The sequence below is a fragment of the Cellulomonas alba genome (assembly GCF_030362835.1).
GTDB lineage: Bacteria > Actinomycetota > Actinomycetes > Actinomycetales > Cellulomonadaceae > Cellulomonas > Cellulomonas alba.
Window position 1 is genome coordinate 125,074 of the sequence record NZ_JAUCGQ010000004.1, and the last position, 24,717, is coordinate 149,790.

26 protein-coding genes are annotated in these 24,717 nt (G+C 71.7%); 17 read left to right on the plus strand and 9 right to left on the minus strand.

Annotation, left to right across the window (positions count from 1 at the left end; translation table 11 throughout):
• Together QRT04_RS16920 and QRT04_RS16925 are read left to right on the plus strand one after the other, a co-directional pair.
• Positions 1 to 546 carry a hypothetical protein gene (locus QRT04_RS16920; RefSeq protein ID WP_289456890.1) on the plus strand — a complete coding sequence of 182 codons (546 nt, stop codon included), beginning with the start codon at positions 1 to 3 and terminating at the stop codon, positions 544 to 546.
• Between the two features lie 61 nt (positions 547 to 607).
• Positions 608 to 853 (plus strand): hypothetical protein, encoded by a 246-nt coding sequence (locus QRT04_RS16925; protein ID WP_289456892.1) that lies wholly within the window; start codon positions 608 to 610, stop codon positions 851 to 853.
• A 4-nt stretch (positions 854 to 857) separates the two neighbouring features.
• Here QRT04_RS16925 and QRT04_RS16930 read toward each other — a convergent pair whose 3' ends face one another.
• Positions 858 to 1,391, minus strand: a complete 534-nt coding sequence (locus QRT04_RS16930; protein WP_289456895.1) for a hypothetical protein — start codon at positions 1,389 to 1,391, stop codon at positions 858 to 860.
• A 241-nt stretch (positions 1,392 to 1,632) separates the two neighbouring features.
• Between QRT04_RS16930 and QRT04_RS16935 the strand changes: the two genes are divergently transcribed.
• The gene (locus QRT04_RS16935) at positions 1,633 to 1,848 is read left to right on the plus strand and encodes a hypothetical protein (RefSeq protein ID WP_289456896.1); all 216 of its coding nucleotides are present in this window, start codon (positions 1,633 to 1,635) and stop codon (positions 1,846 to 1,848) included.
• Positions 1,849 to 1,961: 113 nt separating this feature from the next.
• Here QRT04_RS16935 and QRT04_RS16940 read toward each other — a convergent pair whose 3' ends face one another.
• The 6 genes from QRT04_RS16940 to QRT04_RS16965 all read right to left on the minus strand — a co-directional run bounded on the left by QRT04_RS16940 (position 1,962) and on the right by QRT04_RS16965 (position 7,538).
• On the minus strand, positions 1,962 to 3,257 hold the full coding sequence (locus QRT04_RS16940) for a phage major capsid protein (RefSeq protein ID WP_289456897.1): 1,296 nt from the start codon (positions 3,255 to 3,257) through the stop codon (positions 1,962 to 1,964).
• 288 nt (positions 3,258 to 3,545) lie between these two features.
• Positions 3,546 to 3,788 carry a hypothetical protein gene (locus QRT04_RS16945; protein WP_289456899.1) on the minus strand — a complete coding sequence of 81 codons (243 nt, stop codon included), beginning with the start codon at positions 3,786 to 3,788 and terminating at the stop codon, positions 3,546 to 3,548.
• 525 nt (positions 3,789 to 4,313) lie between these two features.
• On the minus strand, positions 4,314 to 4,910 hold the full coding sequence (locus QRT04_RS16950; RefSeq protein WP_289456900.1) for a hypothetical protein: 597 nt from the start codon (positions 4,908 to 4,910) through the stop codon (positions 4,314 to 4,316).
• A 246-nt stretch (positions 4,911 to 5,156) separates the two neighbouring features.
• Positions 5,157 to 5,387, minus strand: coding sequence for a hypothetical protein (locus tag QRT04_RS16955; protein ID WP_289456902.1), 231 nt, complete (start codon positions 5,385 to 5,387; stop codon positions 5,157 to 5,159).
• A gap of 153 nt (positions 5,388 to 5,540) precedes the next feature.
• Positions 5,541 to 5,960 carry a hypothetical protein gene (locus tag QRT04_RS16960; protein WP_289456903.1) on the minus strand — a complete coding sequence of 140 codons (420 nt, stop codon included), beginning with the start codon at positions 5,958 to 5,960 and terminating at the stop codon, positions 5,541 to 5,543.
• Positions 5,961 to 6,041: 81 nt separating this feature from the next.
• Positions 6,042 to 7,538 carry a recombinase family protein gene (locus QRT04_RS16965; protein ID WP_289456905.1) on the minus strand — a complete coding sequence of 499 codons (1,497 nt, stop codon included), beginning with the start codon at positions 7,536 to 7,538 and terminating at the stop codon, positions 6,042 to 6,044.
• 96 nt (positions 7,539 to 7,634) lie between these two features.
• Between QRT04_RS16965 and QRT04_RS16970 the strand changes: the two genes are divergently transcribed.
• Genes QRT04_RS16970 through QRT04_RS16985 form a run of 4 tightly spaced genes read left to right on the plus strand, consistent with a single transcriptional unit; the run spans position 7,635 to position 9,266 of the window.
• Positions 7,635 to 7,895: a hypothetical protein gene (locus QRT04_RS16970; RefSeq protein ID WP_289456962.1), complete on the plus strand. Its 261-nt coding sequence runs from the start codon at positions 7,635 to 7,637 to the stop codon at positions 7,893 to 7,895.
• Entirely contained in the window at positions 7,892 to 8,272 is a 381-nt protein-coding gene (locus tag QRT04_RS16975) for a TadE/TadG family type IV pilus assembly protein (protein WP_289456906.1), read from the plus strand. Before QRT04_RS16970 ends, QRT04_RS16975 begins: the two co-directional genes overlap by 4 nt.
• The gene (locus tag QRT04_RS16980; RefSeq protein ID WP_289456908.1) at positions 8,269 to 8,763 is read left to right on the plus strand and encodes a pilus assembly protein; all 495 of its coding nucleotides are present in this window, start codon (positions 8,269 to 8,271) and stop codon (positions 8,761 to 8,763) included. The genes QRT04_RS16975 and QRT04_RS16980 overlap by 4 nt, the downstream gene beginning before the upstream one ends.
• Positions 8,760 to 9,266: a hypothetical protein gene (locus QRT04_RS16985; protein WP_289456910.1), complete on the plus strand. Its 507-nt coding sequence runs from the start codon at positions 8,760 to 8,762 to the stop codon at positions 9,264 to 9,266. The genes QRT04_RS16980 and QRT04_RS16985 overlap by 4 nt, the downstream gene beginning before the upstream one ends.
• Before the next feature lie 59 nt (positions 9,267 to 9,325).
• Here QRT04_RS16985 and QRT04_RS16990 read toward each other — a convergent pair whose 3' ends face one another.
• Positions 9,326 to 9,841, minus strand: coding sequence for a GNAT family N-acetyltransferase (locus QRT04_RS16990; RefSeq protein WP_289456912.1), 516 nt, complete (start codon positions 9,839 to 9,841; stop codon positions 9,326 to 9,328).
• A 181-nt stretch (positions 9,842 to 10,022) separates the two neighbouring features.
• Between QRT04_RS16990 and prfB the strand changes: the two genes are divergently transcribed.
• The gene (prfB, locus tag QRT04_RS16995; protein ID WP_289456915.1) at positions 10,023 to 11,138 is read left to right on the plus strand and encodes a peptide chain release factor 2; all 1,116 of its coding nucleotides are present in this window, start codon (positions 10,023 to 10,025) and stop codon (positions 11,136 to 11,138) included.
• A gap of 72 nt (positions 11,139 to 11,210) precedes the next feature.
• Here the strand turns inward: prfB and ppdK are convergent, their stop codons facing one another.
• Entirely contained in the window at positions 11,211 to 13,916 is a 2,706-nt protein-coding gene (gene ppdK / locus QRT04_RS17000; RefSeq protein WP_289456917.1) for a pyruvate, phosphate dikinase, read from the minus strand.
• 422 nt (positions 13,917 to 14,338) lie between these two features.
• Between ppdK and QRT04_RS17005 the strand changes: the two genes are divergently transcribed.
• The 9 genes from QRT04_RS17005 (at position 14,339) to QRT04_RS17045 (ending at position 24,676) form a co-directional block, all read left to right on the plus strand.
• Positions 14,339 to 15,454, plus strand: a complete 1,116-nt coding sequence (locus QRT04_RS17005; RefSeq protein ID WP_289456918.1) for a sugar ABC transporter substrate-binding protein — start codon at positions 14,339 to 14,341, stop codon at positions 15,452 to 15,454.
• 160 nt (positions 15,455 to 15,614) lie between these two features.
• Positions 15,615 to 16,466, plus strand: coding sequence for an ATP-binding cassette domain-containing protein (locus QRT04_RS17010; protein WP_289456919.1), 852 nt, complete (start codon positions 15,615 to 15,617; stop codon positions 16,464 to 16,466).
• Positions 16,463 to 17,734, plus strand: coding sequence for a sugar ABC transporter permease (locus tag QRT04_RS17015; protein WP_289456920.1), 1,272 nt, complete (start codon positions 16,463 to 16,465; stop codon positions 17,732 to 17,734). The genes QRT04_RS17010 and QRT04_RS17015 overlap by 4 nt, the downstream gene beginning before the upstream one ends.
• Positions 17,735 to 17,844: 110 nt before the next feature.
• The gene (locus QRT04_RS17020; RefSeq protein ID WP_289456922.1) at positions 17,845 to 19,023 is read left to right on the plus strand and encodes an ROK family transcriptional regulator; all 1,179 of its coding nucleotides are present in this window, start codon (positions 17,845 to 17,847) and stop codon (positions 19,021 to 19,023) included.
• A gap of 197 nt (positions 19,024 to 19,220) precedes the next feature.
• Positions 19,221 to 19,910, plus strand: a complete 690-nt coding sequence (gene ftsE / locus QRT04_RS17025) for a cell division ATP-binding protein FtsE (RefSeq protein WP_289456925.1) — start codon at positions 19,221 to 19,223, stop codon at positions 19,908 to 19,910.
• 10 nt (positions 19,911 to 19,920) lie between these two features.
• A complete protein-coding gene (ftsX, locus tag QRT04_RS17030) occupies positions 19,921 to 20,835 on the plus strand; it encodes a permease-like cell division protein FtsX (protein ID WP_289456926.1) in 915 nt (304 codons plus the stop codon).
• A gap of 4 nt (positions 20,836 to 20,839) precedes the next feature.
• Positions 20,840 to 22,168, plus strand: coding sequence for a peptidoglycan DD-metalloendopeptidase family protein (locus QRT04_RS17035; RefSeq protein ID WP_289456928.1), 1,329 nt, complete (start codon positions 20,840 to 20,842; stop codon positions 22,166 to 22,168).
• Positions 22,169 to 22,307: 139 nt separating this feature from the next.
• Entirely contained in the window at positions 22,308 to 22,778 is a 471-nt protein-coding gene (smpB, locus tag QRT04_RS17040; protein WP_289456930.1) for an SsrA-binding protein SmpB, read from the plus strand.
• Positions 22,775 to 24,676 (plus strand): DUF2207 domain-containing protein, encoded by a 1,902-nt coding sequence (locus QRT04_RS17045; protein ID WP_289456932.1) that lies wholly within the window; start codon positions 22,775 to 22,777, stop codon positions 24,674 to 24,676. The genes smpB and QRT04_RS17045 overlap by 4 nt, the downstream gene beginning before the upstream one ends.
• Positions 24,677 to 24,717: the final 41 nt, after the last annotated feature.

Below are 24,717 nucleotides of genomic sequence, written 5' to 3' on the forward strand. Positions count from 1 at the left end.
ATGTCCAGCGCCGTGCCCGACTGGCTCCAGGTGGCCCAGGCCGTCGGGGAGACAATCGCCGGGGTCGGCGCGGTCGCCGCAGTGCTCATCTCGCTGGTGGTCCTCAAGGCCGAGTCGAGGTCCCGGCGTGCAGAGATGAACGACCGCAAGGAGGCGGCCGCGCGGCTCGTCACCGTCGCACGGGACAACACAGACGCGAGCACGATGTTCGGTGGGGGCCGGGTCAAGGTCAGCCGTCCCGTGATCGTGCACAACCGAGGCGTTGAGCCGGTGCGGGAAGTCGTCCTGAGGTGCGACCTCGTAACTTCGGACGACGCGCCTGAGGCGATGAAGTTGTGGTCCGTTCGACAGTCGACGGAGTGGGACGTCATCGCCGGGGGCGACTCGGAGGTCTTCGCCCCGGCCTGGTCCTGGCCGACCGATCGGACGCAGATCGAACAGATCATCGTGCACGCGACCGTCGAGTTCACCGACGTGAGCGGCCACCGGTGGTTGAAAGCGCTCGACGGCACATTGTTCACTCTGGACGTTTCGACCGACCGCTAAGTCGCGCCGCTGCTCGGCGCGTCTCATGAGACGGCAGCCCGCCGGGGATCACCATCGGCGAGTGGCGATCTTTGAGGACGAGACCCTCCGAGCGGTCGGTGAACTCCTGGCGCTCGGCGAGCAAGAGGGGTACGGCATCACGTTCGAGCCCGACACCGAGGGCTGGAAGGTCGGATACGTGCGCGGCATGAGCGGCGGCGATCTCAGCGTCGGCTACGACCTCGGGGAGACTGCCCGCGCCGCGCTTCGACCCCTGGTCGAGTTGGCGCGACGGCATGAGCGAACGCGCGAGGGGCGCGACGGCTGAGCCCTCAAGTCCGCGCCAGGTCGTCCAGCAGTGTGGCACGGAGGGCACGCAGGCTCGACCACTCGGCGTTGGACGGCTGCGGCGACGACGGCAGAGTGAGCACGGTGCCGTCGGCGTACGTCACGGTGAAGCGCGGGTGGGTCTCATCCGGCTCGTCCTCAAACGGGTCGAACCACCCGTCGCCGACCTCGATGCCCGTGAGTAGGCGGCGAGGAAGCGCTCGCACCACGGACGATCCGTTGCCGCCCGTGTAGCCATTGCTCTCGACCTCAGCGATGACGACCAGGTCCGCCGTGTACATGACGAGGCGCACCTGCAGCGGCTGCCCGGTAGGCGTGGCGGCGACGCTGCCGGAGACGTACGCGGGCGCGTCGAGCTTCGTCAACAGCAACATCTTGCCGAGCGCGAGATGCAGCCAGCCGGGGTAGGGGTCGGGCTGCTGCTGGGGGTGTCCCGGACGAAAGACGCCCGAGTCTGCCAGCGCCTTGGCTGTCGAGCGTGCGATGTCGCGGACGGTCTGTCCCGGATCGTCGGTCATGGTCGGACCGTACTGGCCGCCTCTGACATTCGCGGGCGATTCGGGCGTCTCGCATCGCTGGACGCGGGCGCGCGCCGCGCGTACGGTCGCAGACACCGGCGACCGGTTGAAGTGAGCCTCCGGGCTCCGCCGTCGTGGCATGGCGCGCAGGGTCGCGCCGGACGTTCCTGGGTAGACAGTCGCCGTACCCCAGGGCATCTGCCTGGCGCGCCCCACCGCGAACACCGCGAGAGGCACTGCCATGCGATCACTGCCGCTGCCCGGCCACGTCCCGGGCCACATCCGCGACGCCTTCACCGAGGCGATCGAGGACGCCGACCCGGACGCGCTCTGGCGTGCAGCCGGACGGGTCTGGTCTTGCACCGACATCCTGCCGTCGTCGTGCTGCACGCTGCTAGACATCCCGCTCGGCTCGACGTACGCGCAGGCGGCCCGCCGCGTGCGCAACGACCGGTAGGCGTGCTGAACCGGGGCGGCGGCCGGCAGGAGTGAGCCGTCGCCGCCCCGGTCCCCGCGCGTCACCGGCGGGAAGCGGCACGTCGGTTCGCGCTGGGCTGACCCCGGAACAGGTCAGCCGCCGGTGCCGGTCAGGTGAGCCACAACGAACGCCGTCGGTTGCGTGATATTGAAACCGATTCTCGTTTCACTTCTGAACCGAACCGTGTTCGTCTCGAAGAGGTCCCCACCGTCCGACCAGGACACGTCCATCTGCCCGCGCTCGGCCAGCACCCCGGCACGCCAGTCCGCGAGGATCGCGGTCCCGGCGGGCACGACGTCGGCGATGACGACCGGGACGCCGAACAGCATGGGCTGCACCCCGACCGCGAACGAGGAGGCGTACAGCAGCCGCCCCTGGGTGTCGCGGAGCAGTTCGACGGCCTCCCAGTCGGTCGGGTTGACGGCGTACGCGGTCGGGGTGAAGGCGTCGTTCTGGAGCACCGTCAGCGCCTTGCGCAACGTCGTCAGGGCGTCGGTCGCATACGCGACGTCCTGGACCCCTTCGACGTTGAGCACGCCGTCGAACTGGTCGTCCGTGGTCGCCGCGTCGTCGCCGTTGATGACGGCCCAGTCGATGCGCCGGATCACCCGCCGGGCCAGTTCGCCGCCGACGTCGTCGCGGAGGTCGGGGACGTCCTGCAGGTCCTGGAGCGGGATCGGGTCCGAGAGGACGGCGACGGTGCGGACGTGGTCGACCGTCTTGGCGTACTCGAACTCGGTTGAGGCCTTGGGCTGCTTGGGCGGCACGAACTGGGCGGCCATGTCGTCGCGGCCGGTCTGCGCCCAGAACGAGTAGTCCGCGCCGGAGGTCATGTCGACCTGCGAGAGCAGTGGGACGATGCGTGCCCCGTTCTCCGGCAGGAGGAACACCGACCGGTCGTCGGTCGTGCGCAGAGTCGGGACCGAGGTGAGCCCGGCCTTGACGTTGAGCGCCGACGCCTTGGGGAGGTGGTCGTACCCGTCGGCGTCGGTGAACCGGCGGCCGGTGTGCCGCTGCGAGAGCAGCCCCGACGGGTTGTAGTCGCCCTGAGCCTTCGGCCCGAACAGCGCTCGGGCGATGTCCCGTCCGAGCGGGGTCGGGGCACGCGATGCGCGGGACGCGGCCTTGGCCGCTCCGGTGCCGGTGCGCGGGTTGGAGTCCGAGCCGGCCATGAACTTGTCGACCTCGGCCTTGGTCGCGGCCAGGGACTTGTACCGGTCGACCTCGGCACCGAGCGTCAGGTACTCGCCCTTGAGTTCGTTGACCTGGGCCAGTTCCTCGTCGGTGAAGTTCCCGTCGTTCGTGGCCTCGGCGTGGGTGGCGATGGACTTCAGTCGTCGGGCGATGTCCGCCCGGCGCTCTTCGAGCTGTTCGATGAAGGTGGGCATGGTGGCGCTCCGCCAGGGGAGCCGCCCGCACGCGGGTACGACGAACCAACCGCGGGGGCGGGGGTGGACGTGGCCGCATGAGCGCTACGCGAACGCATCGGCAGGCGTCCGGGCCTGCCGCGTCGGCGGCGCTGAACTGCGGACGTCCTCGGAGACGGTGCTCCGACCTGGCGGGCCCTCACGGGCCTTCGCGGACGACGGCGGCGGCGGAGTGGGCTGCCCGGGTTCCTGGCCGGGCGGTCGTCTCGCGACCGGCATCAGACGAGGTCGTCAGAACAAGCGTACGACTCAGGGCAGATCGTTCACCAGATGGCGCTTGGCGAAGTCGATCCACCGTTCGAGAAACCCAGCGCCAACGACGGTCGCCGTCACGGCGATCAGGTAGAGCAGCCGGTAGGCGAGGGCTGACAACTCGTCGCGGTCGAGCCGCGAGAAGACCTCCATGCCGGTGCTCGACGGGTCGTTGCTCGCCGCGTCACGGACGAGCGCGAACGCGTCGTCCCACGACAGGCTCTTCAGGAAGTCAGGCACGGCAATCTCCGATAAGGGCAGTAGGGATTCTGTGCACGCGCGCGCCGGATCGGCCGTAACGCGCTGCTGGCGGGCGTGGGCGCTGTGACGACGTGGCCCTCTACCGGGGTGCGGGGGTGGCTGGTGTTCGCCCCGTCGGTGGTGGTCGTCCCCGGTGGCGCGTCGCTGCTTCGTGACGCCCGTGACGGGCCGTCTGCGCGGTCGCGGCGACTCGTCGGGGCCGCCGGTTGGGACGGTCGCGCACGACGCGGCTGCGGGCGCTGACGGCGGCGCGAGGCGGCGGCGCGGTGACGCCGGAAGGCGCTCATGACGCCTGCTTGTGCGGTGCGCTCGCGCGCCACGCGACGCGGCCCGTTCGGTCGGTCCTGCGCGCGAGGTGCGGGCGGCAGGTCGGGCACGGCGTCGGGTGGTCGGGATCTCCGGTCCACCCGTCGTCGCACACGTGTTCCGGCGGTGGGCTGACGCGGATGCCCAGGTCGGTCGGGTCGCGCTCTTCCCACAGCCGTCCGCCCGGCTGAACGCCGCTCACCACGGATCACCCGAGACGACGAGCGTGGGTGAGCAGTCTGGGTGCGTGGTAGCCCCGTCGCCCACCGGGAGCATCGGTTGGCCGCACACCGCGCACGTGTAAGCCCCCGCCATCAAGGCCTGTCCTTGTCCTGTCCTTGTCCTAGTGGTGTCCGGCGGGACGTCCTGGGGGACAGGCGGGGGGACGTCCGGCGGGACATCCTGGGGGACGTCGGCCGTGACAGCCGGTGGGCTCGGGTTCTTCGAGCTAGTGGCGCGTCGAGCGCGCTGCTGTCGCTTGCGGTCGCGCTCGATGCGACGGGCATGTTCGGCTGCGGCCAGGACTTGGCTTGTCGATTGAGTCTCGTCGAAGCCCACGATCCGCCAGCCGCGCGGCTGGGCAGTCGGCTCCCAGACGCCGGCATCGACGAGGGCGGCCGCGTTTCGCGGGTCGACGCGGTGGAGCAGGTTGAGGTCGTCGCACTCCAGCAGGCCGTCGGTGCGGTTCGCGACGGACCACATCAGCGCGAGGGTGTACAGCCGCCAGGCCGCGTCGGAGAGCCGCATGAACCGGCGGTCGTTGAGCCACCGTTCGGGTAGGCGTGCGTCGGTCATGGCTCGCCACCGCCTCGGCTCAGCGATGGCCGGGCCTGGTCCATGTCGTCGCGGGTCATGCGGCATCGCCGCCCGGCGGAGCGTGGAGGGCGTCCCGGATGATCTGCACCTGACGCGGACTCAGCGGCGGGTAGTCGGCAACGTTGGCAGCCGCGGCTTGCTTGATGCGCTGCCATGTCTCGTCGTCGGTGTCCGGGGGGCGGTGCGGAGGCCAGTTCGGGTCCTGGCTCCCGACCGACGCGGCGGTCACGACGCGGCTCCGGTGAGCACACCCGCGATCGCGCGGCGCTGATTGATCGTGAGGCCGGGGTTGGCGTCGAGGGCATGCCGCACGTGTCGGAGTAGTACCGCGGCGGCGAGTTCCCGCCGGGCGTGCAGCAGGTCCGGGTCGTCGGGCTGGCGACGGCGTGCGAGCGACGCGACGACGTTCCGCAGATGGACGAGGTCGTCGGGCTCGGTGACGGGGGAGGTGGACATCGGCGCTCCGGGCGAGGCGGGTCATCCACCCTCATCAGGTGGCTTCCCTGCCCCGAAGAGGCGTCCTCGCTCGAGGATGCCGACCGTCTGGGAGCGCGGTCCTAGTTATCAGGCTAGTGCTGGCGGACGGCACCGTCCACGGTCGGTGGCGGGTCAGTCAAACCAGGACATGTCCAACTCAGTGAGCCCGGCGGCGACGGCCTTGCTGACCCGCTTGCGGGTGTCCTCCGGCGACCACTTCGGTAGCCGCGGGCAGTAGTGGCAGTAAGGCTCCGTTAGGTAGCCGGTCGAGTTGCCGAGCCGGTACGGGATCGGACCGGGCGGGAGCGGCGGAAGTGGGTCTGGGAGCGGCGCTTGGCCGCGGCGTCGCTTGAACGCGAACCCCTCCAGCACCTCTCCGTCGCCACGACCGATGCCCGGTGGCACCCAGTGCAGGACGGTCGCCGTGATCGCCTTCGGGTGCTGCCCGCGGTCGGTGCACACGATGACCACGGCCGGGAAGTGCGCCAGGACGACGTCCTGGCGAACGTCGCGCCACGGATCGTCGTCGTGTGCATCGGCGTTGGACGGCATGGCCCGGACGCTAAGGCCGCCACCAGGGTCGAGCAACGGGTGGCAGTGCCCCTACGGACGTCCAGCACTGCCGGACAGAGGCTAGGCCGCGACGGCGTCGTCCGTCCGCCTCGGCTTCACCTCGATCAGGCTGGGGTCGAACGGCCCCCGTGCGTTCCGCCCAGCGGGTAGCGGGTGTACGCGGATCGCGAACAGTGCCTCGATGATCGCTCGCTTGCGGCTGATCGGGAGTGCGCTGAAGCGGTCGGCCGCTCCCGGTCCAACCACGTCCTCCATGAGATCCCGGTAGCGCGTACTGGTCGCCCTTGCCGCGCGCTCAGCCTCCTCCAACTCCGCCTGTAGGTCGGGCACAATCCGCAGCCACTCCTCACGGCTCACCAGCCGGTTACGGCGGTCGGTGTTCCAGTTCGCGATCTCCGCGGCGATCTCCGTCGCCCGGCGCGTCGCGTCGGCCACCGCCGCGTCGTCACCGCAGAGCAGCCCGTTGATCTTGTCGCGGTCAACGAGGAGGTCGACCACGGTCTCTGTGACGTACCAGTCCACCTTGGAGGCGACGCGGGCGGTGTGGCCCGCCGGGCACAGGTAGCGCAGCGTCGTCTCGCCAGTGATCCGGCGGGCGCGCATGCCTCGCTCGCAGACCGCGCACTTCATGATCCCGGAGAGCAGGTGCCGGACCCGGTTGTCGGAGACGGTCCGGCGGCCCGGGTCGTTGAGCGTCGCGACGACGCGGTCCCAGTCGCCGCGCGCCAGGATCGCGGGTGCCTCTGCGTCGAACTGCGGTCGACCCTGATACACGCGGAGCCCGGCGTTCGCGGGCCGCAGCAGCAGCATCCGCAGGCTCGCCGCCTCCCACTCGTACCGCCTGCCGGCCTGGTCCATGACCTTCGGTGTCGGCACGCCACGGGCGTTCAGCTCGCGGGCGAGCGCCTTGATGGACTCCCCGGCGAGCACCCGGCGCGCGCACTCGCGGATGATCGCCGCCTGCTCGGGGTGGATCTCGTCGTGCCACTGCCCGCGGATCTGCACTCCACTGCCGTCGAACGCGTAGACGCGCCTCCAGCCGTAGAGCACCGCCCCGTGCGCGCGCCCCTGCATCGCCCGGTGCCTAGCGGCCACCTCGACGCGCTCGGCCTTGTGCTCGGACTCGTGCCGCGCCATGACGGCGTTGAACCTTGTCTGGGTCCTGCCGTTGACGGTGGTCAGGTCCATCTCGCCCGCGGTGCGGAACACGATGCGGGTGCCCGTGCTGCGGCAGGCCTTCAAGAAGCCCTCCCAGACGCCTACGTCGCGTGCGACTCGGTCCTGGTCCCAGGCGTAGACGGTCGACACGCGCCCCGCCAGGACGTCGCGCAGAAGGTCGTTGAACCCCGGCCGCTCCACGCCCTCGTCGTAGGCGGACTTGTCGTTGTCGACGTGCCACAGCGCGTCGGTCAGGACGTCACCGCGGGCAGCAGCGAACGGCTCGATCTCAGCGCGCTGCCGCTCGACCTTGACGGTGGTGCCGTCGCGGGCCTGCGAGATGCGGGCGTAGCCGCGGGGTGTGCGGGAAGCGGTCGGCGGGTGGTATGTCCGGTTCATATCTCAAACCTACCCACAACTGCGCGATGGCGTTCGCCGTCTTCCCGAGCCTGCTCGTGATGCGCATCGGTCTGTGACGACGAAGAGGGGACACGCATGACGACGAACGACCCGCACGGGAGCGACTCGGGGCGCCGTGGCGCGCCGCTGCTGAGACGCGGCCCGCTCTGGAGCGACCGAGCCGCGGCGTGGGCCGCGAGCCGGTTCGCGGCCGCCCGCGGTGACCGGGGCGACGTGCCGGGGTGGGTGCTCGTCACCTTGATGACCGCGGGGCTCGTGACCGCGCTGTGGCTCATCGCCGAGCCGGCGCTCAAGGGCGTGTTCAGCTCGGCGATCAGCGACGTCACCAAGAAGTGACCGCCGCGCGCGACCGGGGCTCCGCCGTCGTCGACTTCGTGCTCGTCGGCGGGCTGCTCGTCCTGCTCTTCGTCGCGGTCCTGCAGCTGGCGCTGGTGCTGCACGTGCGGAACGAGCTGATCGACTCGGCGGCGCAGGGCGCGCGGTACGGCGCGCTCGCGGGGCATGGCCCGCAGGACGGCGCCGCTCGGACACGGGAGCTCGTGTCGGCGGAGCTGAGCGCGCGGTACGCGGCGGACGTCAGCGCGCAGCGGCAAGACGCCGGTGGCGTGGCGCTCGTCGACGTGCAGATAGCCGCACCCCTGCCGATCGTCGGCCTGCTCGGGCCGTCCGGGCGCCTGGTGGTGCACGGTCACGCGCCGGTGGAGGGACCGTGAGCGTCGGGATGCGTCCGCGGTGGGCCCGCGCGGGCGGCGCCGGCCAACAGCCGAGCGGTGGCCGCGACGACGGCAACGCGCAGATCGAGTTCCTCGGCGTCGCGCTGCTGCTCCTCGTCCCGCTCGTCTACCTGGTGCTCGTGGTCGGGCGCGTCGAGGCGGCGTCGTTCGCTGTCGAGGGCGCGGCACGTGAGTCGGCGCGGGTCGCGGCCGCAGCGGACACACCCGAGGAGGGCGCCCAGCGGGCCGAGACGGTCACGCGATTCGCGCTGCGCGACCAGGGGTTCGACGCCGACCCGTCGAGCGCGCTGCGGCTCTCCTGCTCGTCGACGCCGTGCCTGGTGCCCGGCAGCACCGTGACGGCCCGGGTCGAGGTCGACGTCGACCTGCCGTTCGTGCCGTCGTTCGTCCGGAGCGTCGTGCCGCTGGAGATCCCGGTGACGGCGGAGCGCGTCGCCGCGGTCGACGAGTACCGGGCGGCGCACCGGTGACGCCGCCGGGCGGCGGCGCACGCGCGCACGCGGGTCTGCTCGCGCGGCGGCTGCCGCGCACCGACCGAGGTCGCGACGACGGGCAGGTCACGATCCTCGCGATCGGCTTCGCGGTGCTCGCGATCGCGCTCGTGCTCGTCGTCGCGGCAGCGGCGAAGGTCCACCTGGAACGGACCCGGCTCCTCGCGCTGACGGACCTCGTCGCGCTCGACGCGTCCGACGCGGTCGACCAGGCGGATTATTTCGCGGGCCGGGGCGGCGCCGAGGGCGTCCCGCTGACCGATGCCGACGTCCGCGCGTCGGTCGAGCGCTACCTGACGACGCACCCGGGAGCGACCCAGGGCCTCGGTCACGTCGTCGTGCTCGAGGCCGACAGCCCGGACGGCAGGTCCGCCCACGTGCGCCTCGGCGCGGTCGCGCGCCCGACGGGCGCGGGTCGTGTGCTGGCGGCGTGGCACTCCGGGGTACGGCTCGAGGCCGACGCCGTCGCGCGCGCATCATGACGCCCCGTACGGTGCCAGCGGGCCGTCGAGACCCTCGGGCCCGCGGCGCGCGCACGGGACTACAGGGTCAGCTCCCAGTTCTGCCCGACCAGGTCCACGCCGAAGCTGCGGTGCGGCGACTCGTCGACAAGCGTGAAGCCGGCGCGTTCGTAGAGGTGACGGGCCGTCTCCAGGACCGAGTTCGTCCACAGCACGACCTTCACGTAGCCCCGCTCACGCGCGAATCCCGTGACCTCCTCGACCAGCCGGCTCCCGACCCGCCGGCCGCGACCGTCGGGCGTCACGAGGAGGATGCGCAGCTGGGCCCGCTCGCCGCCGGCGTCGACGCACAGCACGCAGCCGACTCGGCGGCCGTCCAGCTCGGCGATCCACGCCCGCTCACGCTGCACGTCGTGGCGGGCCGCGAAGTCCGCGACGATCCGAGCGACGAGCGCTTCGTAGTCACCGTCCCACCCGAACTGCTCCGCGTAGGTCTCGGCGTTGGCCAGCACCATCCAGCCGAGGTCGCCGGGCCGGTCGGCCGGCCGGATCACGACGTCGTCAGTCCCGTCGTGTCGCGGCGCATCGTCCGTCATGCGAACGACCGTCGCGCGCACCCCGGCCGGCCGCAACCGGCAGAGCCGGACGCTCGTCGGGACCGCGCAACGCTCGGTCGCTTCAGGGCGAGCAGGTCACCGCGCTGGCACGAGTCCATCGCCCCCTCCCAGGCCGACCGGCCCCCAGACGGACCCGGCCGACCGGGTAACCTGGACGGTCGTGGCCACCACCGACTTCCCCGCCGAGATCCGCGACCTGCGCACGACCCTCGAGTCGATCCAGGCGGTGAGCGACCCGACCGCGCTCCAGGCGAAGATCGCCGAGCTGTCGGAGCAGGCGAGCGCCCCGGACCTGTGGGACGACCCCGAGAAGGCGCAGAAGGTCACGAGCGCGCTGTCGGCGACGCAGGCCGAGCTGGACCGCGTCCGGAAGCTCCGCGGCCGCATCGACGACCTCGAGACCCTGGTCGAGCTCGGCACCGAGATGGGTGACGAGGAGAGCCTGGTCGAGGCCGAGGGCGAGCTCACCGGCATCCGCCGCGACCTCGGCGAGCTCGAGGTCCGCACGCTCCTCAACGGCGAGTACGACCAGCGCGAGGCGGTTGTCACGATCCGCTCGGGGGCCGGTGGCGTCGACGCCGCGGACTTCGCGGAGATGCTGCTGCGCATGTACCTGCGCTGGGCCGAGCGCCACGGGTACCCGACGGCCGTGCTCGACACGAGCTACGCCGAGGAGGCGGGCCTCAAGTCCGCGACGTTCGAGGTCAAGGTGCCGTACGCGTTCGGCCACCTGTCCGTGGAGGCCGGCACGCACCGGCTCGTGCGCATCTCGCCGTTCGACAACCAGGGCCGCCGGCAGACGTCGTTCGCGGCCGTCGAGGTGATCCCGCTGATCGAGGGGACCGACTCGATCGAGATCCCCGAGTCGGAGATCAAGGTCGACGTCTTCCGCTCGTCCGGCCCCGGCGGGCAGTCCGTCAACACGACGGACTCCGCGGTGCGGATGACGCACATCCCGACCGGCATCGTCGTGTCGATGCAGAACGAGAAGTCGCAGATCCAGAACCGCGCGGCCGCGCTCCGGGTGCTCCAGTCGCGCCTGCTGCTCGTCCGCAAGGCCGAGGAGGACGCGAAGAAGAAGGCGCTCGCGGGCGACATCAAGGCCAGCTGGGGCGACCAGATGCGCTCCTACGTGCTGCAGCCGTACCAGATGGTCAAGGACCTGCGCACCGAGCACGAGGTCGGCAACCCCGCCGCGGTGTTCGACGGCGACATCGACGACTTCATCGAGGCGGGCATCCGCTGGCGCCGCGCGCAGGAGCTCGCGGCGTCCTGACGACCGCTCGGTCGCCGGCCTGACGACCCGCCCGCCGCCGACGCCCCGGCGCAGGCGGGCGGGCCGCCCGTCTCAGGCCGTCTGGCTCTCCGTCCGCTCGACCGCCGCGCGCCCGCACTCGAGCCGCGCGATCGGCACCCGGAAAGGCGAGCACGACACGTAGTCCAGCCCGACGGCGTCGAAGAAGTGGATCGAGTCGGGATCGCCGCCGTGCTCCCCGCAGACGCCGAGCTTCAGCTCGGGCTTCGCCGCGCGGCCGCCCTCGACGCCCGCCCGGACGAGCGCGCCCACGCCGTCGATGTCGAGCGTCTCGAACGGCGACACCGTCAGCACGCCGTTCTCGAGATACCGCGTGAAGAACGCCGCCTCGACGTCGTCCCGCGAGAAGCCCCACGTCGTCTGCGTCAGGTCGTTGGTGCCGAACGAGAAGAAGTCGGCCTCCTGCGCGATGCGCCGGGCGGTGAGCGCGGCGCGCGGCAGCTCGATCATGCAGCCGATCGGGATCGACAGCGTCACCCCGGCGGCGCGGGCCACCTCGGCGATCACGTGCTCCGACTCCTCGCGGACCAGCTGGAGCTCCCGCTGCGACCCGACGAGCGGCACCATGATCTCCGGCCGCGGGTCGAGCCCGTCGCGCAGCAGCGCCACCGTCGCCTCGGCGATCGCGCGCACCTGGAGCGCGAACAGGCCGGGCACCGCGAGGCCGAGCCGCACGCCGCGCAGCCCGAGCATCGGGTTCTGCTCGTGCATCCGGCGCACCGCGGTGAGCACGTCCTCGTCGTGCGGGTCGACCTGCCCCCGCTCCTGCGCGACCGCCACGCGGACCGCGAGGTCGGTGAGGTCGGGCAGGAACTCGTGCAGCGGCGGGTCGATCAGCCGGATCGTGGTCGGCAGCCCGTCCATCTCGCGCAGCAGCCCGACGAAGTCGTCGCGCTGCACGGGCAGCAGCGCGTCGAGCGCCGCCTGCCGCTCGCCGTCGGAGGTCGCGAGGATCAGCTGCTCGACGAGCTTGCGGCGCTCGCCGAGGAACTGGTGCTCGGTACGGCACAGGCCGATGCCCTGCGCGCCCCGCTGCCGCGCGCGGCGCGCGTCCTCGGCGTTGTCGGCGTTGGCGTGCACGCGCAGCCGGCGGATCGAGTCGGCGTGCCGCATCACGCGGTCGATCGCGGTGACGAGCGCGCGCGCGTCCTCGTCCCCAGCGTGGTCGAGCGCCGCGTCGTACCCGTCCGCGACGTAGACGGTGGCGGGGGAGTCGACCACGGCGACCTCGCCGAGGTAGACCTCGCCGGTCGCGCCGTCGATCGCGATGAGGTCGCCGGCGTGCAGCACCCGGCCGTCGACACGGACCTCGCCCTTGGCGACGTCGATGTCGAGCTCGTCGGCGCCGACGACCGCGCACTTGCCCATGCCGCGCGCGACGACGGCGGCGTGCGACGTCTTGCCGCCGCGAGCCGTGAGGATGCCGTCGGCCGCGATCATGCCCGCGAGGTCGTCGGGGTTGGTCTCGCGCCGGACGAGGATCACGCGCGCCCCGGTCGCCGAGCGGTCGAGCGCCTGCTCGTTGTCGAGCACGATCTCGCCGACGGCCGCGCCGGGGGAGGCGCCCATGCCGGTCGTCAGGACGGTCCGCTCCACGGTGGGGTCGAACTGCGGGAACATCAGCCGCGCCAGCTCGGCGCCGGAGCAGCGCGAGAGCGCCTCGTCCATGGTGATGAGGTCCTCGTCGACCAGCGCGGTCGCGATCCGGAACGCGGCGGCGGCCGTGCGCTTGCCGACGCGTGTCTGCAGCAGCCAGAGCTTGCCGCGCTCGATCGTGAACTCGATGTCGCAGAGGTCGCGGTAGTGCGTCTCGAGCCGCCGCATGCAGCCCATCAGCTCGGCGTACGAGGCGGGGTCGAGCGTCTCCAGCTCGGTGAGCGCCATCGTGTTGCGGATGCCGGCGACGACGTCCTCGCCCTGCGCGTTCGGCAGGTAGTCGCCGTACACACCGGTGCGCCCGGTCGAGGGGTCGCGCGTGAAGCAGACGCCCGTGCCCGAGTCGGGGCCGAGGTTGCCGAACACCATCGAGACGACGTTGACCGCGGTGCCCAGCGTGTGCGGGATGCGCTCGCGGCGCCGGTAGATCCGCGCGCGCTCGGTGTCCCACGAGCCGAAGACGGCCTCGATCGCCATGTCGAGCTGCTCGCGCGGGTGCTGCGGGAACTCGCGACCGGTCTGCGTGCGCACGATCTGCTTGAACTCGTCGACGAGCGCCTCGAGGTCGGTGGTCGTCAGCTCGACGTCGCTCGCGGCGCCGACCTCCCGCTTGCGCGCCTCGAGCGCGTCGGAGAACAGCTCGCCGTCGATGTCGAGCACCGTCTTGCCGAACATCTGGATGAGCCGCCGGTAGGAGTCCCACGCGAACCGCTCGTCGCCGCTGAGCTCGATGAGGCCGCGGACGGACGCGTCGTTGAGCCCGACGTTGAGCACCGTCTCCATCATCCCGGGCATCGAGAACTTGGCGCCCGAGCGGACGGAGACGAGCAGGGGGTCGTGGAAGTCGCCGAGCCGCCGGCCGAGCTCGTCCTCCATCTGCCGGATCGCGAGCGTGACCTCGACGCGCACCTCGGCGGGCACGACGCCGTCGCGCATGTACGCGCGGCACGCGTCGGTGGTGATCGTGAAGCCGGGCGGGACGGGGAGGCCGAGCCGGGTCATCTCGGCAAGGTTGGCGCCCTTGCCACCCAGGAGGTCCTTCTGGTCCTTGTCGCCCTCGCTGAACCGGTAGACGTACCGCACGGCCCCTCCTCGGTGTCGACGCTGACCCGTCCAGTCTTCCGCCGCCGTGCGCGGCGGGACCCGGGACGTTCGGCGCATTCGTGGGCGAGCGCGACGCCGCACGGCGCGGCCCCGGGAGCCCCGTCCAGGCTGCGGGGGTCCGTCCGGTTCGTCCACCTGCGCAGATGTGTGTCCGGGAATTGTTGTCGCCCGCAACATGAACGGCCCTCCGGGGTCATCCATCCGGGTGGTGAGAGCGCGACCACACCCGCCATGCGCCGCATTTCGGTACCCGGATGGTCACAGTTCGAGCACGGAGAACGCGTTCGTGCTTGTCACGGTGCAGGTCGGGCCATATGTTGTCGCCCGCAACATAGTCCGAGCGCCCAGCAAGCTCGGGTCCAAGACGAGCGCGATGGGGCGTCGTCACGAGAGGGAGCACGATGCGACGGAGCATGATCCTGGCGACGGCGGCCGCAGCGGCCGCCGGACTCCTCCTGGCAGGCTGTTCGAGCAACAACAACAACAACTCGGGCTCGTCGGGCACCGAGACCGGCAAGGGCGGCGGGGCGACGCCGTTCGTCGGCGTGATCCTGCCGGACACCAAGTCGTCGGCCCGTTGGGAGACGGCTGACTCCAAGTACCTCAAGGCTGCGTTCGACGCAGCCGGCGTCAAGGCGGACATCCAGAACGCCCAGGGCGACAAGACGCAGTTCCAGACGATCGCCGACCAGATGATCACCGAGGGCGTCAACGTCCTCATGATCGTCAACCTGGACTCGGGCTCCGGCTCGGCCGTCCTGCAGAAGGCCAAGGCGCAGGGCATCGGGACGATCGACTACGACCGCCTGACCCTGGGCGGCGGCGCCGACTTCTACGTCTCGTTCGACAACACCAAGGTCGGCGAGCTGCAGGGCACGGGTCTGGCCAAGTGCCTCAAGGACGACGGCAAGACCTCGGCCAACATCGTGTACCTCGACGGGTCGCCGACGGACAACAACGCGACGCTGTTCGCGGCCGGCGCGCACAAGATCCTCGACCCGATGACGCAGTACAAGAAGGTCGCCGAGCAGCCCGTGCCGGACTGGGACAACCAGCAGGCGGGCACGATCTTCGAGCAGATGTGGACGCAGCAGAACGGCAAGATCGACGGCGTCCTCGCGGCGAACGACGGTCTCGGCAACGCGGCCATCGCGATCCTCAAGAAGAACCAGGTCAACGGCAAGGTCCCGGTCACCGGCCAGGACGCGACGGACCAGGGCCTGCAGAACATCCTCGCGGGTGACCAGTGCATGACCGTCTACAAGGCCGTCAAGAAGGAGGCCGACGCGGCCTCCGCGCTCGCCATCGCCCTCGCGAAGAAGCAGGACACGGCCAGCCTCGCCACCGGTTCGGTCGAGGACTCGCAGTCCAAGCAGACGGTCAAGGCGGTCCTGCTGGACCCCGAGGCCATCTACTTCGACAACGTGAAGGACGTCATCAACGACGGCTACACCACGAAGGACAAGGTCTGCACCGCGGCGCTCGCTGCGCAGTGCACCAAGGCCGGCATCTCCTGACGCACCACACCGGGGCGGGCGTGCTCACGCGCGCCCGCCCCGGTGGCCGCGCCCGGCTGGGCCGGTCCGCAGCTGCGGCCCGGCCCGCCCGCCGTCCGACCTGACGGCACCCCGGAACGGCCCCGCGAGGCGGGGCACCCAGCACACGACGAGGTGGACGATGACAGACCCCGCGACCCACGCCCCCGACCTGGTGCCGCCGCCGACACTCGAGGTGCGTGGCGGACTCAAGAACTTCGGCGCCGTGCACGCCCTGCGCGGCGTGGACCTGGTCGCCCGCCCGGGCGAGGTGACCGCGCTCGTCGGCGACAACGGCGCCGGCAAGTCGACGCTGATCAAGTGCATCGCCGGCATCTACGCGTTCGACGCGGGCGAGGTGCTCTTCGAGGGCCAGCCGGCGCACATCGCGGACCCGAGCAAGGCCAACGAGCTCGGCATCGAGGTCGTGTACCAGGACCTCGCGCTGTGCGACAACCTCGACATCGTCCACAACATGTTCCTCGGGCGTGAGCTCAAGAAGGGCATCCGCCTCGACGAGTCGACCATGGAGCGCCAGGCCGCCGAGGTGCTCGCCTCGCTGTCGGTCCGCACGGTCCGGTCGATCCGCCAGCACGTCGCGAGCCTCTCGGGTGGCCAGCGGCAGACCGTCGCCATCGCGCGCGCGGTGCTCTGGAACTCGAAGCTCGTCATCCTCGACGAGCCGACCGCTGCCCTCGGCGTCGCGCAGACCGAGCAGGTCCTCCAGCTCGTCCGCCGCCTCGCCGACGCCGGCCTCGCGGTCGTGCTCGTCAGCCACAACATGAACGACGTGTTCGAGGTCGCGGACTCGATCTCGGTGCTGTACCTGGGCCAGACGGCCGCGCAGCTCCGGGCCGCCGACACGACGCGCGCGCAGATCATCGAGCTCATCACGAGCGGCTCGCAGGAGAGCGGCGGGCCGGTCACCGTGCCGCCCGCGCCCGGCACGGCCGCCGCCAAGCTCGACACCAAGAACGGGAGCACCCAGGCATGAGCACCTCCACCGTGTCCTCCTCGGCACCCTCGTCGCCGCTCACGGCGGCCGTCGAGCAGCCGACCTTCGGGGAGGCCGTCTCCAACTACGTCACCAAGGTGCGCGGCGGCGACATGGGCTCGCTGCCCGCGCTGCTGGCCCTGGTCGTGCTGATCTTCGCGTTCATCGCGCTGCGGCCGCAGACGTTCCCTTCGGCGCTCAACTTCGCGAACCTGTTCCAGCAGGGCGCCGTCATCTCGACGATCTCGATGGGCATCGTGTTCGTCCTGCTCATCGGCGAGATCGACCTCTCGGCGGGCTTCACGTCCGGCCTCGCCGGCTCGACGATGGCGATCCTGCTGCTCAACCACGGCTGGGCCTGGTACCTCGCGGTGCTCGCCGGTGTGGTCGCGGGCGCGATCGTCGGCCTCTGGAACGGCTTCCTGGTCGCGAAGGTCGGCATCCCGTCCTTCATCGCGACCCTCGCCGCGTTCCTGGCGCTGCAGGGCGCGGTCCTGCTGATCATCAGCAACGGCGGCAACGTCCCCGTGCACGACAAGGTGATCCTCGCGATCGAGAACAAGAACCTGCCGGTGATCTGGGGGTGGGCGCTCGGCGTCCTCGCCGTGCTCGCCTACGCGGCCGGCTCGCTCAACACGTGGGCGTCGCGCCGCCGCAACGGGCTGCTCGCCGTGCCGCTCGGCCTGGTCGTCGTGAAGATCGTGGTGCTCGCGGCCTTCGTGCTCGGCGCGGTCGCCCTGCTGAGCCAGGAGCGCAGCCGCACGACGTTCGTCTCGATCAAGGGCGTGCCGATCGTCGTCCCGATCATCGTGGTCCTCGCGCTGCTGCTCGGCTTCGTGCTGACGCGGACGGCCTTCGGCCGTCACATCTACGCGGTCGGCGGCAACGCCGAGGCCACGCGCCGGGCGGGCATCCCGGTCGCGCGGGTGCGGATCGCCTGCTTCATCATCTGCTCGACCATGGCGGCGATCGCCGGCATCTTCGCGGCGTCGCGCGCCACGTCGGTCGACCCCAACGCGGGCGGCTCGAACACGCTGCTCTACGCGGTGGGCGCGGCCGTGATCGGTGGCACGTCGCTCTTCGGTGGCAAGGGCCGCGTGATCGACGCCCTGATCGGTGGCGCGGTGATCGCCGTCATCGACAACGGCATGGGTCTGCTCGGCTACTCTGCGGGCGTCAAGTACATCGTCACCGGTGCCGTGCTGGCCGCCGCTGCCGCCGTCGACGCGCTCTCGCGTCGCCGGGCTCGGGCGACGGGACGCGTCTAGCCAGGTCACAGGCCGAAGAGGGGGCAGCGGTGCGGCTCGGCGCGGGCCCGTCGGTTCGACGGGCGGATGCGTCCGGCCCCGACGAGGTACGGCGGGCCAACCTGTCCGCCGTGCTGCGCCGGCTCCACTTCGGGGGCGCCGCGACCCGGTCGGACCTGGTCGCCGCCACCGGCTTCAACCGCTCGACCGTCGGGTCGCTCGTGTCCGACCTCGCCACCGCGGGGTTGGTACGCGAGCGACCCGGCGTCGTCCGGGGCAAGGGGCGGCCGTCGAACGTCGTCGAGCCGGTGCCGACGAGCGTCCACGTTCTCGCGTTCGACGTGACGCCGTCGAGCGTCGGCGCCGCGCGCGTCGGGTTCGGCGGCTACATGCTCCAGGTGCGGCGGCGCCTGCACACCACCACGTCGCACGACGTCGGGAACGTCGTCGAGCTGATCGCGACGCTCGCACGCGAGATGGACGCGCGGGCCGTGCCCGGGTCCGTGTGCCTCGGGCTCGTCGTGTCGGTGCCGGGCAGCGTGCACCAGCCGGACGGCGTCGTCCGCCGCTCGCCGCCGCTCGGGTGGCACGAGGTGCCGCTGGCCGACCTGCTGCGCACCGCGACGGGCGGGCGCTACCCGGTGACCGTCGGCAACGACGGCGACCTCGGCGCGGTCGCCGAGTACCTGCGCGGCGCCGCGCGCGGCGAGCCGGACCTGCTGTACGTGCGCGGCGAGGTCGGCGTCGGTGGCGGCGTCGTGGTCGACGGCGAGCTGCTCAAGGGCGCCGGCGGGTACGCGGGCGAGGTCGGGCACATCGTCGTGAAGCCCAACGGGCGCGTGTGCTCCTGCGGCGCGCGCGGGTGCTGGGAGGCCGAGATCGGCGACGCCGCGTTCATCCGCGCGGTGGGGCGCGACCCCCGCGAGTCCGAGATCGAGGACGTGGTCAGCGACGTCGCCATCGGCAACCGGCGGGCGATCGCCGGCGTGCGCAAGACGGGGGAGTGGGTCGGCATCGGCCTCGCGAGCCTCGTCAACGTGTTCAACCCGCGCGTCGTGGTGCTCGGCGGCACGCTCGGCGCGCTCTACCCGACCATGGAGCCGACGCTGCACGCGGCGTTCGCGCGCGCGCTCGGACCGATCCGCGAGCAGGCGCTGCTGCTGCGGTCCGAGCTCGCCGGGGACGCGCAGATCGTCGGTGCGGCGGAGGTCGCGTTCGCCGACGTCCTCGAGGACCCGCTGGGCACGCTCGAGACGCGGCGGGCGGAGATCGCGGACGACCCGCCGGAGCGCAAGCTCCGCCACGCCTGACATCGGCCAGCGCGTCCGGCGGACAACTCGGACGAAACGGTCGCTGACCAGCGTCTTCGCGTCAGCGCGACCGCGGCGCGACGACTCACAGGTCGGCATCGGCGTGTCACGCGCCGGTCGAGCGCGGACGTCTGCCTACTCTCGACGAGGCCGGCAGCACCACCCTGACCCGTCCCCGAACCTGGCCGCCGAGCGTCGTGATCCGATTCGAGAACGTCACCAAGGTCTACGCCCGTGGCGCCCGACCCGCGCTGGACCGCGTGACCCTGGACGTCGAGCGGGGCGAGTTCGTCTTCCTCGTGGGGGCGTCCGGGTCCGGCAAGTCCACCTTCCTGCGGCTCGTGCTGCGCGAGGAGCGCGCGTCCGCCGGGCGCGTCTTCGTCGCGGGCAAGGAGCTCGGCGGCCTGTCGAGCTGGAAGGTGCCCGCGCTGCGCCGCGGCATCGGTGCGGTGTTCCAGGACTTCCGCCTGCTGCCCAACAAGACGGTCTTCGAGAACGTCGCGTTCGCGCTCCAGGTGATCGGCAAGCCGCGTCACCACATCCTGTCGACCGTGCCCGACACGCTCGAGATGGTCGGCCTCGCGGGCAAGGAGAAGCGGCGCCCGCACGAGCTCTCCGGCGGTGAGCAGCAGCGCGTCGCGATCGCCCGCGCGTTCGTCAACCGCCCGCAGATCCTGCTCTGCGACGAGCCGACGGGAAACCTCGACCCGACCACGTCGCTCGGGATCATGCGCCTGCTGGACCGCATCAACCGCACGGGCACCACCGTCGTCATGGCGACGCACGACGACGAGATCGTCGACCAGATGCGCAAGCGCGTCGTCGAGCTGTCCACCGGCGAGCTGGTCCGCGACCAGTCGCGCGGCGTCTACGGCTCGGACCGGTGAGGGGCGCGCGATGAGACTCCAGTTCATCCTCTCCGAGATCGGCCTCGGCCTGCGGCGGAACGTCACGATGACGATCTCCGTCATCCTCGTCACCTTCGTCTCGCTCACGTTCGTCGGCTCCGCGGCGCTGCTGCAGGGCCAGATCGGCAAGATGAAGGACGAGTGGTACGGCAAGGTCGAGGTCTCGGTCTTCCTCTGCCCCAAGACGTCGTCCGCGCCGACGTGCGCGGGCGGCGCCGTGAGCGACTCGCAGAAGAGCGACATCAAGGCGGCGCTCGACTCGCCGGAGATCAAGCCGTACGTGCAGCACGTGTACTACGAGTCGCAGGAGCAGGCGTACAAGGAGTTCCAGAAGGAGTTCAAGGACCAGTTCTGGGCGTCGGCCGCGACGGTCGACGACATGAACTCCTCCTACCGCATCAAGCTCACCGACCCGAAGCAGTACGAGGTCGTCGCCGACGTGGTGTCGGGGCGCCCCGGCGTGGAGGACGTGCAGGACGAGCAGAAGCTGTTCGACAAGCTCTTCCTGGTGCTCAACCGGGCGACGCTGCTCGCCGGCGGGCTCGCGCTCGTGATGCTGCTCGCGGCGGTGCTGCTGATCACGACGACCATCCGGCTGTCCGCGCTGTCGCGGCGGCGCGAGACGGGCATCATGCGGCTCGTCGGCGCCTCGACGACGTTCATCCAGCTCCCGTTCATGCTCGAGGGCGCGATCGCGGCGACCGTCGGCGCGCTGCTGGCGGTCGGCGGCCTGTGGGTCGGCGTCCAGTACCTCGTCACCGACTGGCTCGGTCAGTCCGTGCAGTGGATCCCGTACGTGACGACGCAGGACGTGCTGACGGTGGCGCCGTTGCTGATCGGCGTCGCGATCCTGCTGGCGCTCATCTCGTCGGTCGTCACGCTGAGCCGGTACACGAAGGTCTGAGCGCGTGCCGGCCCGCCGTCGTCCGTTCCTGCCGCGCCTCGCGCGCCGGCTGGGGCTGCCCGCTGCGCTGATGTGCGTCGCGCTCGGCCTCGGGGTGGTCGCCGCGCCCGCGTCGGCCGACAGCATCGACAACCGCATCAAGCAGGCGCAGAAGGAGCAGAAGGCCAACGCGCGGAAGAAGGCGGCCGCCGACGACGCGCTGGAGGGCGTCAAGGCGAGCCTCCAGAAGCTCTCGGACCAGCTGCTCGACACGCAGGCCAAGATCCCGGCGGCGCAGCGCGCGCTCGACGCGGCGCAGGCGTCGTACGACTCGGCGCAGCGCGCGGCGGCGCTCGTCACCGCCCGGCTGCAGGACGCGCAGGACGAGAACAAGGCGCTGACGACGACCATCGCGTCGGACGGCAAGAAGGCGACCGCGATGCGCGCAGCCATCGGCGAGATGGCCCGCGAGGCCTACCGCGGCGGCCCCGAGGTCTCGACCGTCGGCGTGCTGCTGGGCGCCGACTCGACGAGCGACTTCATCGAGCGGTACGGGCTGATGACGACCGCGATGCGCACGCAGTCGCAGGTGCTCGACCAGCTCCGCGAGGCCAAGGCGACGGACCAGAACTCGCAGGTGCGGCTCGGCGCCGTGCAGGACCGGATCGGCGAGCTCAAGGTCGAGGCGGAGCAGAAGGTCAAGGTCGCCGACGCGGCGCGCGACAAGGCGCAGCAGGCGAAGGCGGCGCTCGACTCGCTGCTGGCCACGCAGAAGACGCAGCAGAACGCGCTGCAGGCGCAGAAGGCCGCGCTCAAGCAGGAGCTCGCGCAGATCGACGCCGCGGCGAAGAAGGTGTCGAACGACCTCAAGAAGGCCCTCGCCGAGCAGCGGGCGCGCGACGCGAAGAAGCACCACTCGTCGGGCCCGCCGCGGCCGATCGTCGGCGCGATGTTCGGCAACCCGACGAGCACGAACCCGATCTACGTGACGTCGCCGTACGGCTGGCGGTTCCACCCGATCCTGCACTACTACCGCCTGCACGCCGGGATCGACCTGCGCGCCCACTGCGGCACGCCCATCTACGCGGGCCGCTCGGGGACCGTGCTGTGGGCCGAGTACCGGTACGGCTTCGGCAGCCAGGTGATGGTCAACCACGGGATCGTCAACGGGAACGGCCTCGCGTCGAGCTACAACCACCTCGAGCGGATGGTCGTCCACAGCGGGCAGCACGTGTCCCAGGGGCAGCTCGTCGGGTACTCGGGCTCGGAGGGTCTCTCCACCGGGTGCCACCTGCACTTCGAGGTGTACGTCAACGGCAACACCGTGAACCCGGCGCCGCTGCTGGGCCTCTGACGACGTCGCCCACCGGGTCCCCGGTTCGCGGTTGCCCGCGCCGGTAGGCTCGACCGGTCCGGCTCGCGCCGGGCGCCATCAGCAGGGACACCGGACCGTCGGATCGTCGGTCGACGGGATCGGGAAGGGGTGCGACGTCGTGGCCAAGGAGACCGGGCGCAAGCTCGTCGCGGCCAACCGCAAGGCCCGGCACGACTACGTCATCGAGGACGTGTTCGAGGCAGGCGTCGTGCTGACGGGCACGGAGGTCAAGGCGCTGCGCGCCGGGCGCGCGTCGCTCGTCGACGGGTGGTGCGAGGTCGACGGCGACGAGGTCTGGCTGCAGGGCGTGCACATCCCCGAGTACTCGCAGGGCACGTGGACCAACCACGCGCCGCGCCGCAAGCGCAAGCTGCTGCTGCACCGCGACGAGATCGACCGGCTCGCGTCCCGCACGCGGGAGAAGGGGCAGACGATCGTGCCGCTCTCGCTCTACTTCCTCGACGGCCGCGCGAAGGTCGAGATCGCGCTCGCCCGCGGCAAGAAGGACTGGGACAAGCGCCAGGCGCTGCGCGAGCGCCAGGACAACCTGGAGGCTCAGCGCGCCATGCGCGAGAAGCGCGACCGGTGAGGCGCGCACTGCTCGCCGCGGCCGCCGCGGCCGTCGTGGCGCTCGGGACGCTCGCGCTCGCCGGGCCGGCTGCGGCCGCGCCGCCTGTCGCGGGTCGGGCGTCCGTCGTCGCCGGCCCGCAGACGTCGGGCCGCGAGATCACCCGGTACGACGCGACCGCGACGCTCGACGCCGACGGCAAGGCGCACGTCGTCATCGACTTCGACTTCGACTTCGGCGACAACCCGGGGCACGGACCGTTCCTGACCCTCGTGACGCGCCAGGGCTACGACGACCAGCACGACCGCGCGTTCCGCTACTCCGACATCACGTCGTCGAGCTCGACGGGCGCGCCCGCCAAGCTCAACCGCGAGGACACCGACAACGCGATCATCCTGCGCATCGGCGACCCCGACCGCGGCGACATCTCGGGCACGCAGACCTACCGCGTCAGCTACACGGTCGACGGCCTCGTGAACCCCGCGAACCCCGACCACTCGGGTGACGAGCTGTACTGGAACGTCATCGGCTCGGGGTGGGAGGTGCCGCTCGACGCCATCTCGGTGAAGGTGACGGGCCCCGCCGACGTCGAGGGTGCCGCGTGCTTCGCGGGGCCGTCGGGCTCGACGGACTCGTGCACGTCGGCGCAGCACAGCGGCCCGACGTCGACGTTCACGCAGGACGCGCTGGCCGTCGGCGACCAGCTCTCGACCGTCACCGGCTGGCCGGGCGGCACGTTCCCGGGCGTCGAGCCGATCATCGTCGCCAAGCCGGACCCGGCCGCCGCGTTCCGGCCGCTGACGCCGTGGGGCGCCGTGGCGCTCGCGCTGCTCGTGGCCGGCGTGGTGCTGGCCGTCCGGCGCATCCGGCGGGTCGGCCGCGACCGGGCGTACCTCGGCCTGACGCCGGGCCTGCGGCCGGGGGCCGGTCAGACGTCGGGCTCGGGCTACCGCGACAAGCGGGCGCCGATCGCGGTGCAGTTCACGCCGCCGGACGGCGTGCGGCCGGGGCAGGTCGGCACGCTCGTCGACGAGAAGGCGGACCCCGTCGACGTCACGGCGACGCTCGTCGACCTCGCGGTGCGCGGCTACCTCCGCATCGAGGCCGTGCCGCGCTCGAACCCGGAGAAGGCGCCGAAGGACTGGACCCTCGTGCAGCTCGAGCCGCCGCCCGGTGAGCTCCACCCGTACGAGGCCACGCTGCTCAACGCGCTGTTCACCGGCCGCTCGTCGGTGCGCCTCTCCGACCTGCGGACGACGTTCGCGTCGTCGATGAAGCAGGTGCAGGACGGGCTGTACGAGGACGTGACGCGGCTCGGCTGGTTCCGCTCGAACCCGTCGTCCGTGCGCGCGGGCTGGGTCGGCGGCGGCATCGCGCTGCTCGTCGCGGGCGGTCTGATCGGCTTCTTCCTGCTGGCGGCCGGGATCGACTGGCGCGGCGTCGCGCTCGTGCCGATCGCGCTGGTCGTCATTGGCATCGTGGTCGCGGCGATGGCGAAGTGGGCGCCCGCGCGCACCGAGGACGGCACGGCCGTGCTCGCGCAGACGTTGGGCTTCCGGCAGTACATCGCGACCGCCGAGGCGAACCAGATCCGGTTCGAGGAGGGGCAGGACGTCTTCAGCCGGTACCTGCCGTACGCGATCATCTTCGGTCTGACCGACCGGTGGGCCCGTGTGTTCGCGGAGCTCGCCGCGCAGGGCCGGGCGGTCGCGCAGCCCAGCTGGTACGTCGGCGGCGGGTTCTACCCCGGGCCCGGGCTGTTCTGGGCGACGGGGCTCGCGAGCTCGATGGACCGGTTCTCGTCGATCGCGACGTCGTCGCTGTCCGCGCCCACGCCCGGCTCGTCGGGCGGGTCCGGGTTCAGCGGGGGCGGGTTCTCCGGCGGCGGCGTCGGGGGAGGCGGCGGCGGGGGCTGGTGAGCCGGCTGCTCGTCGGACGTTTGAGGGCGTCGGGGCGTCGC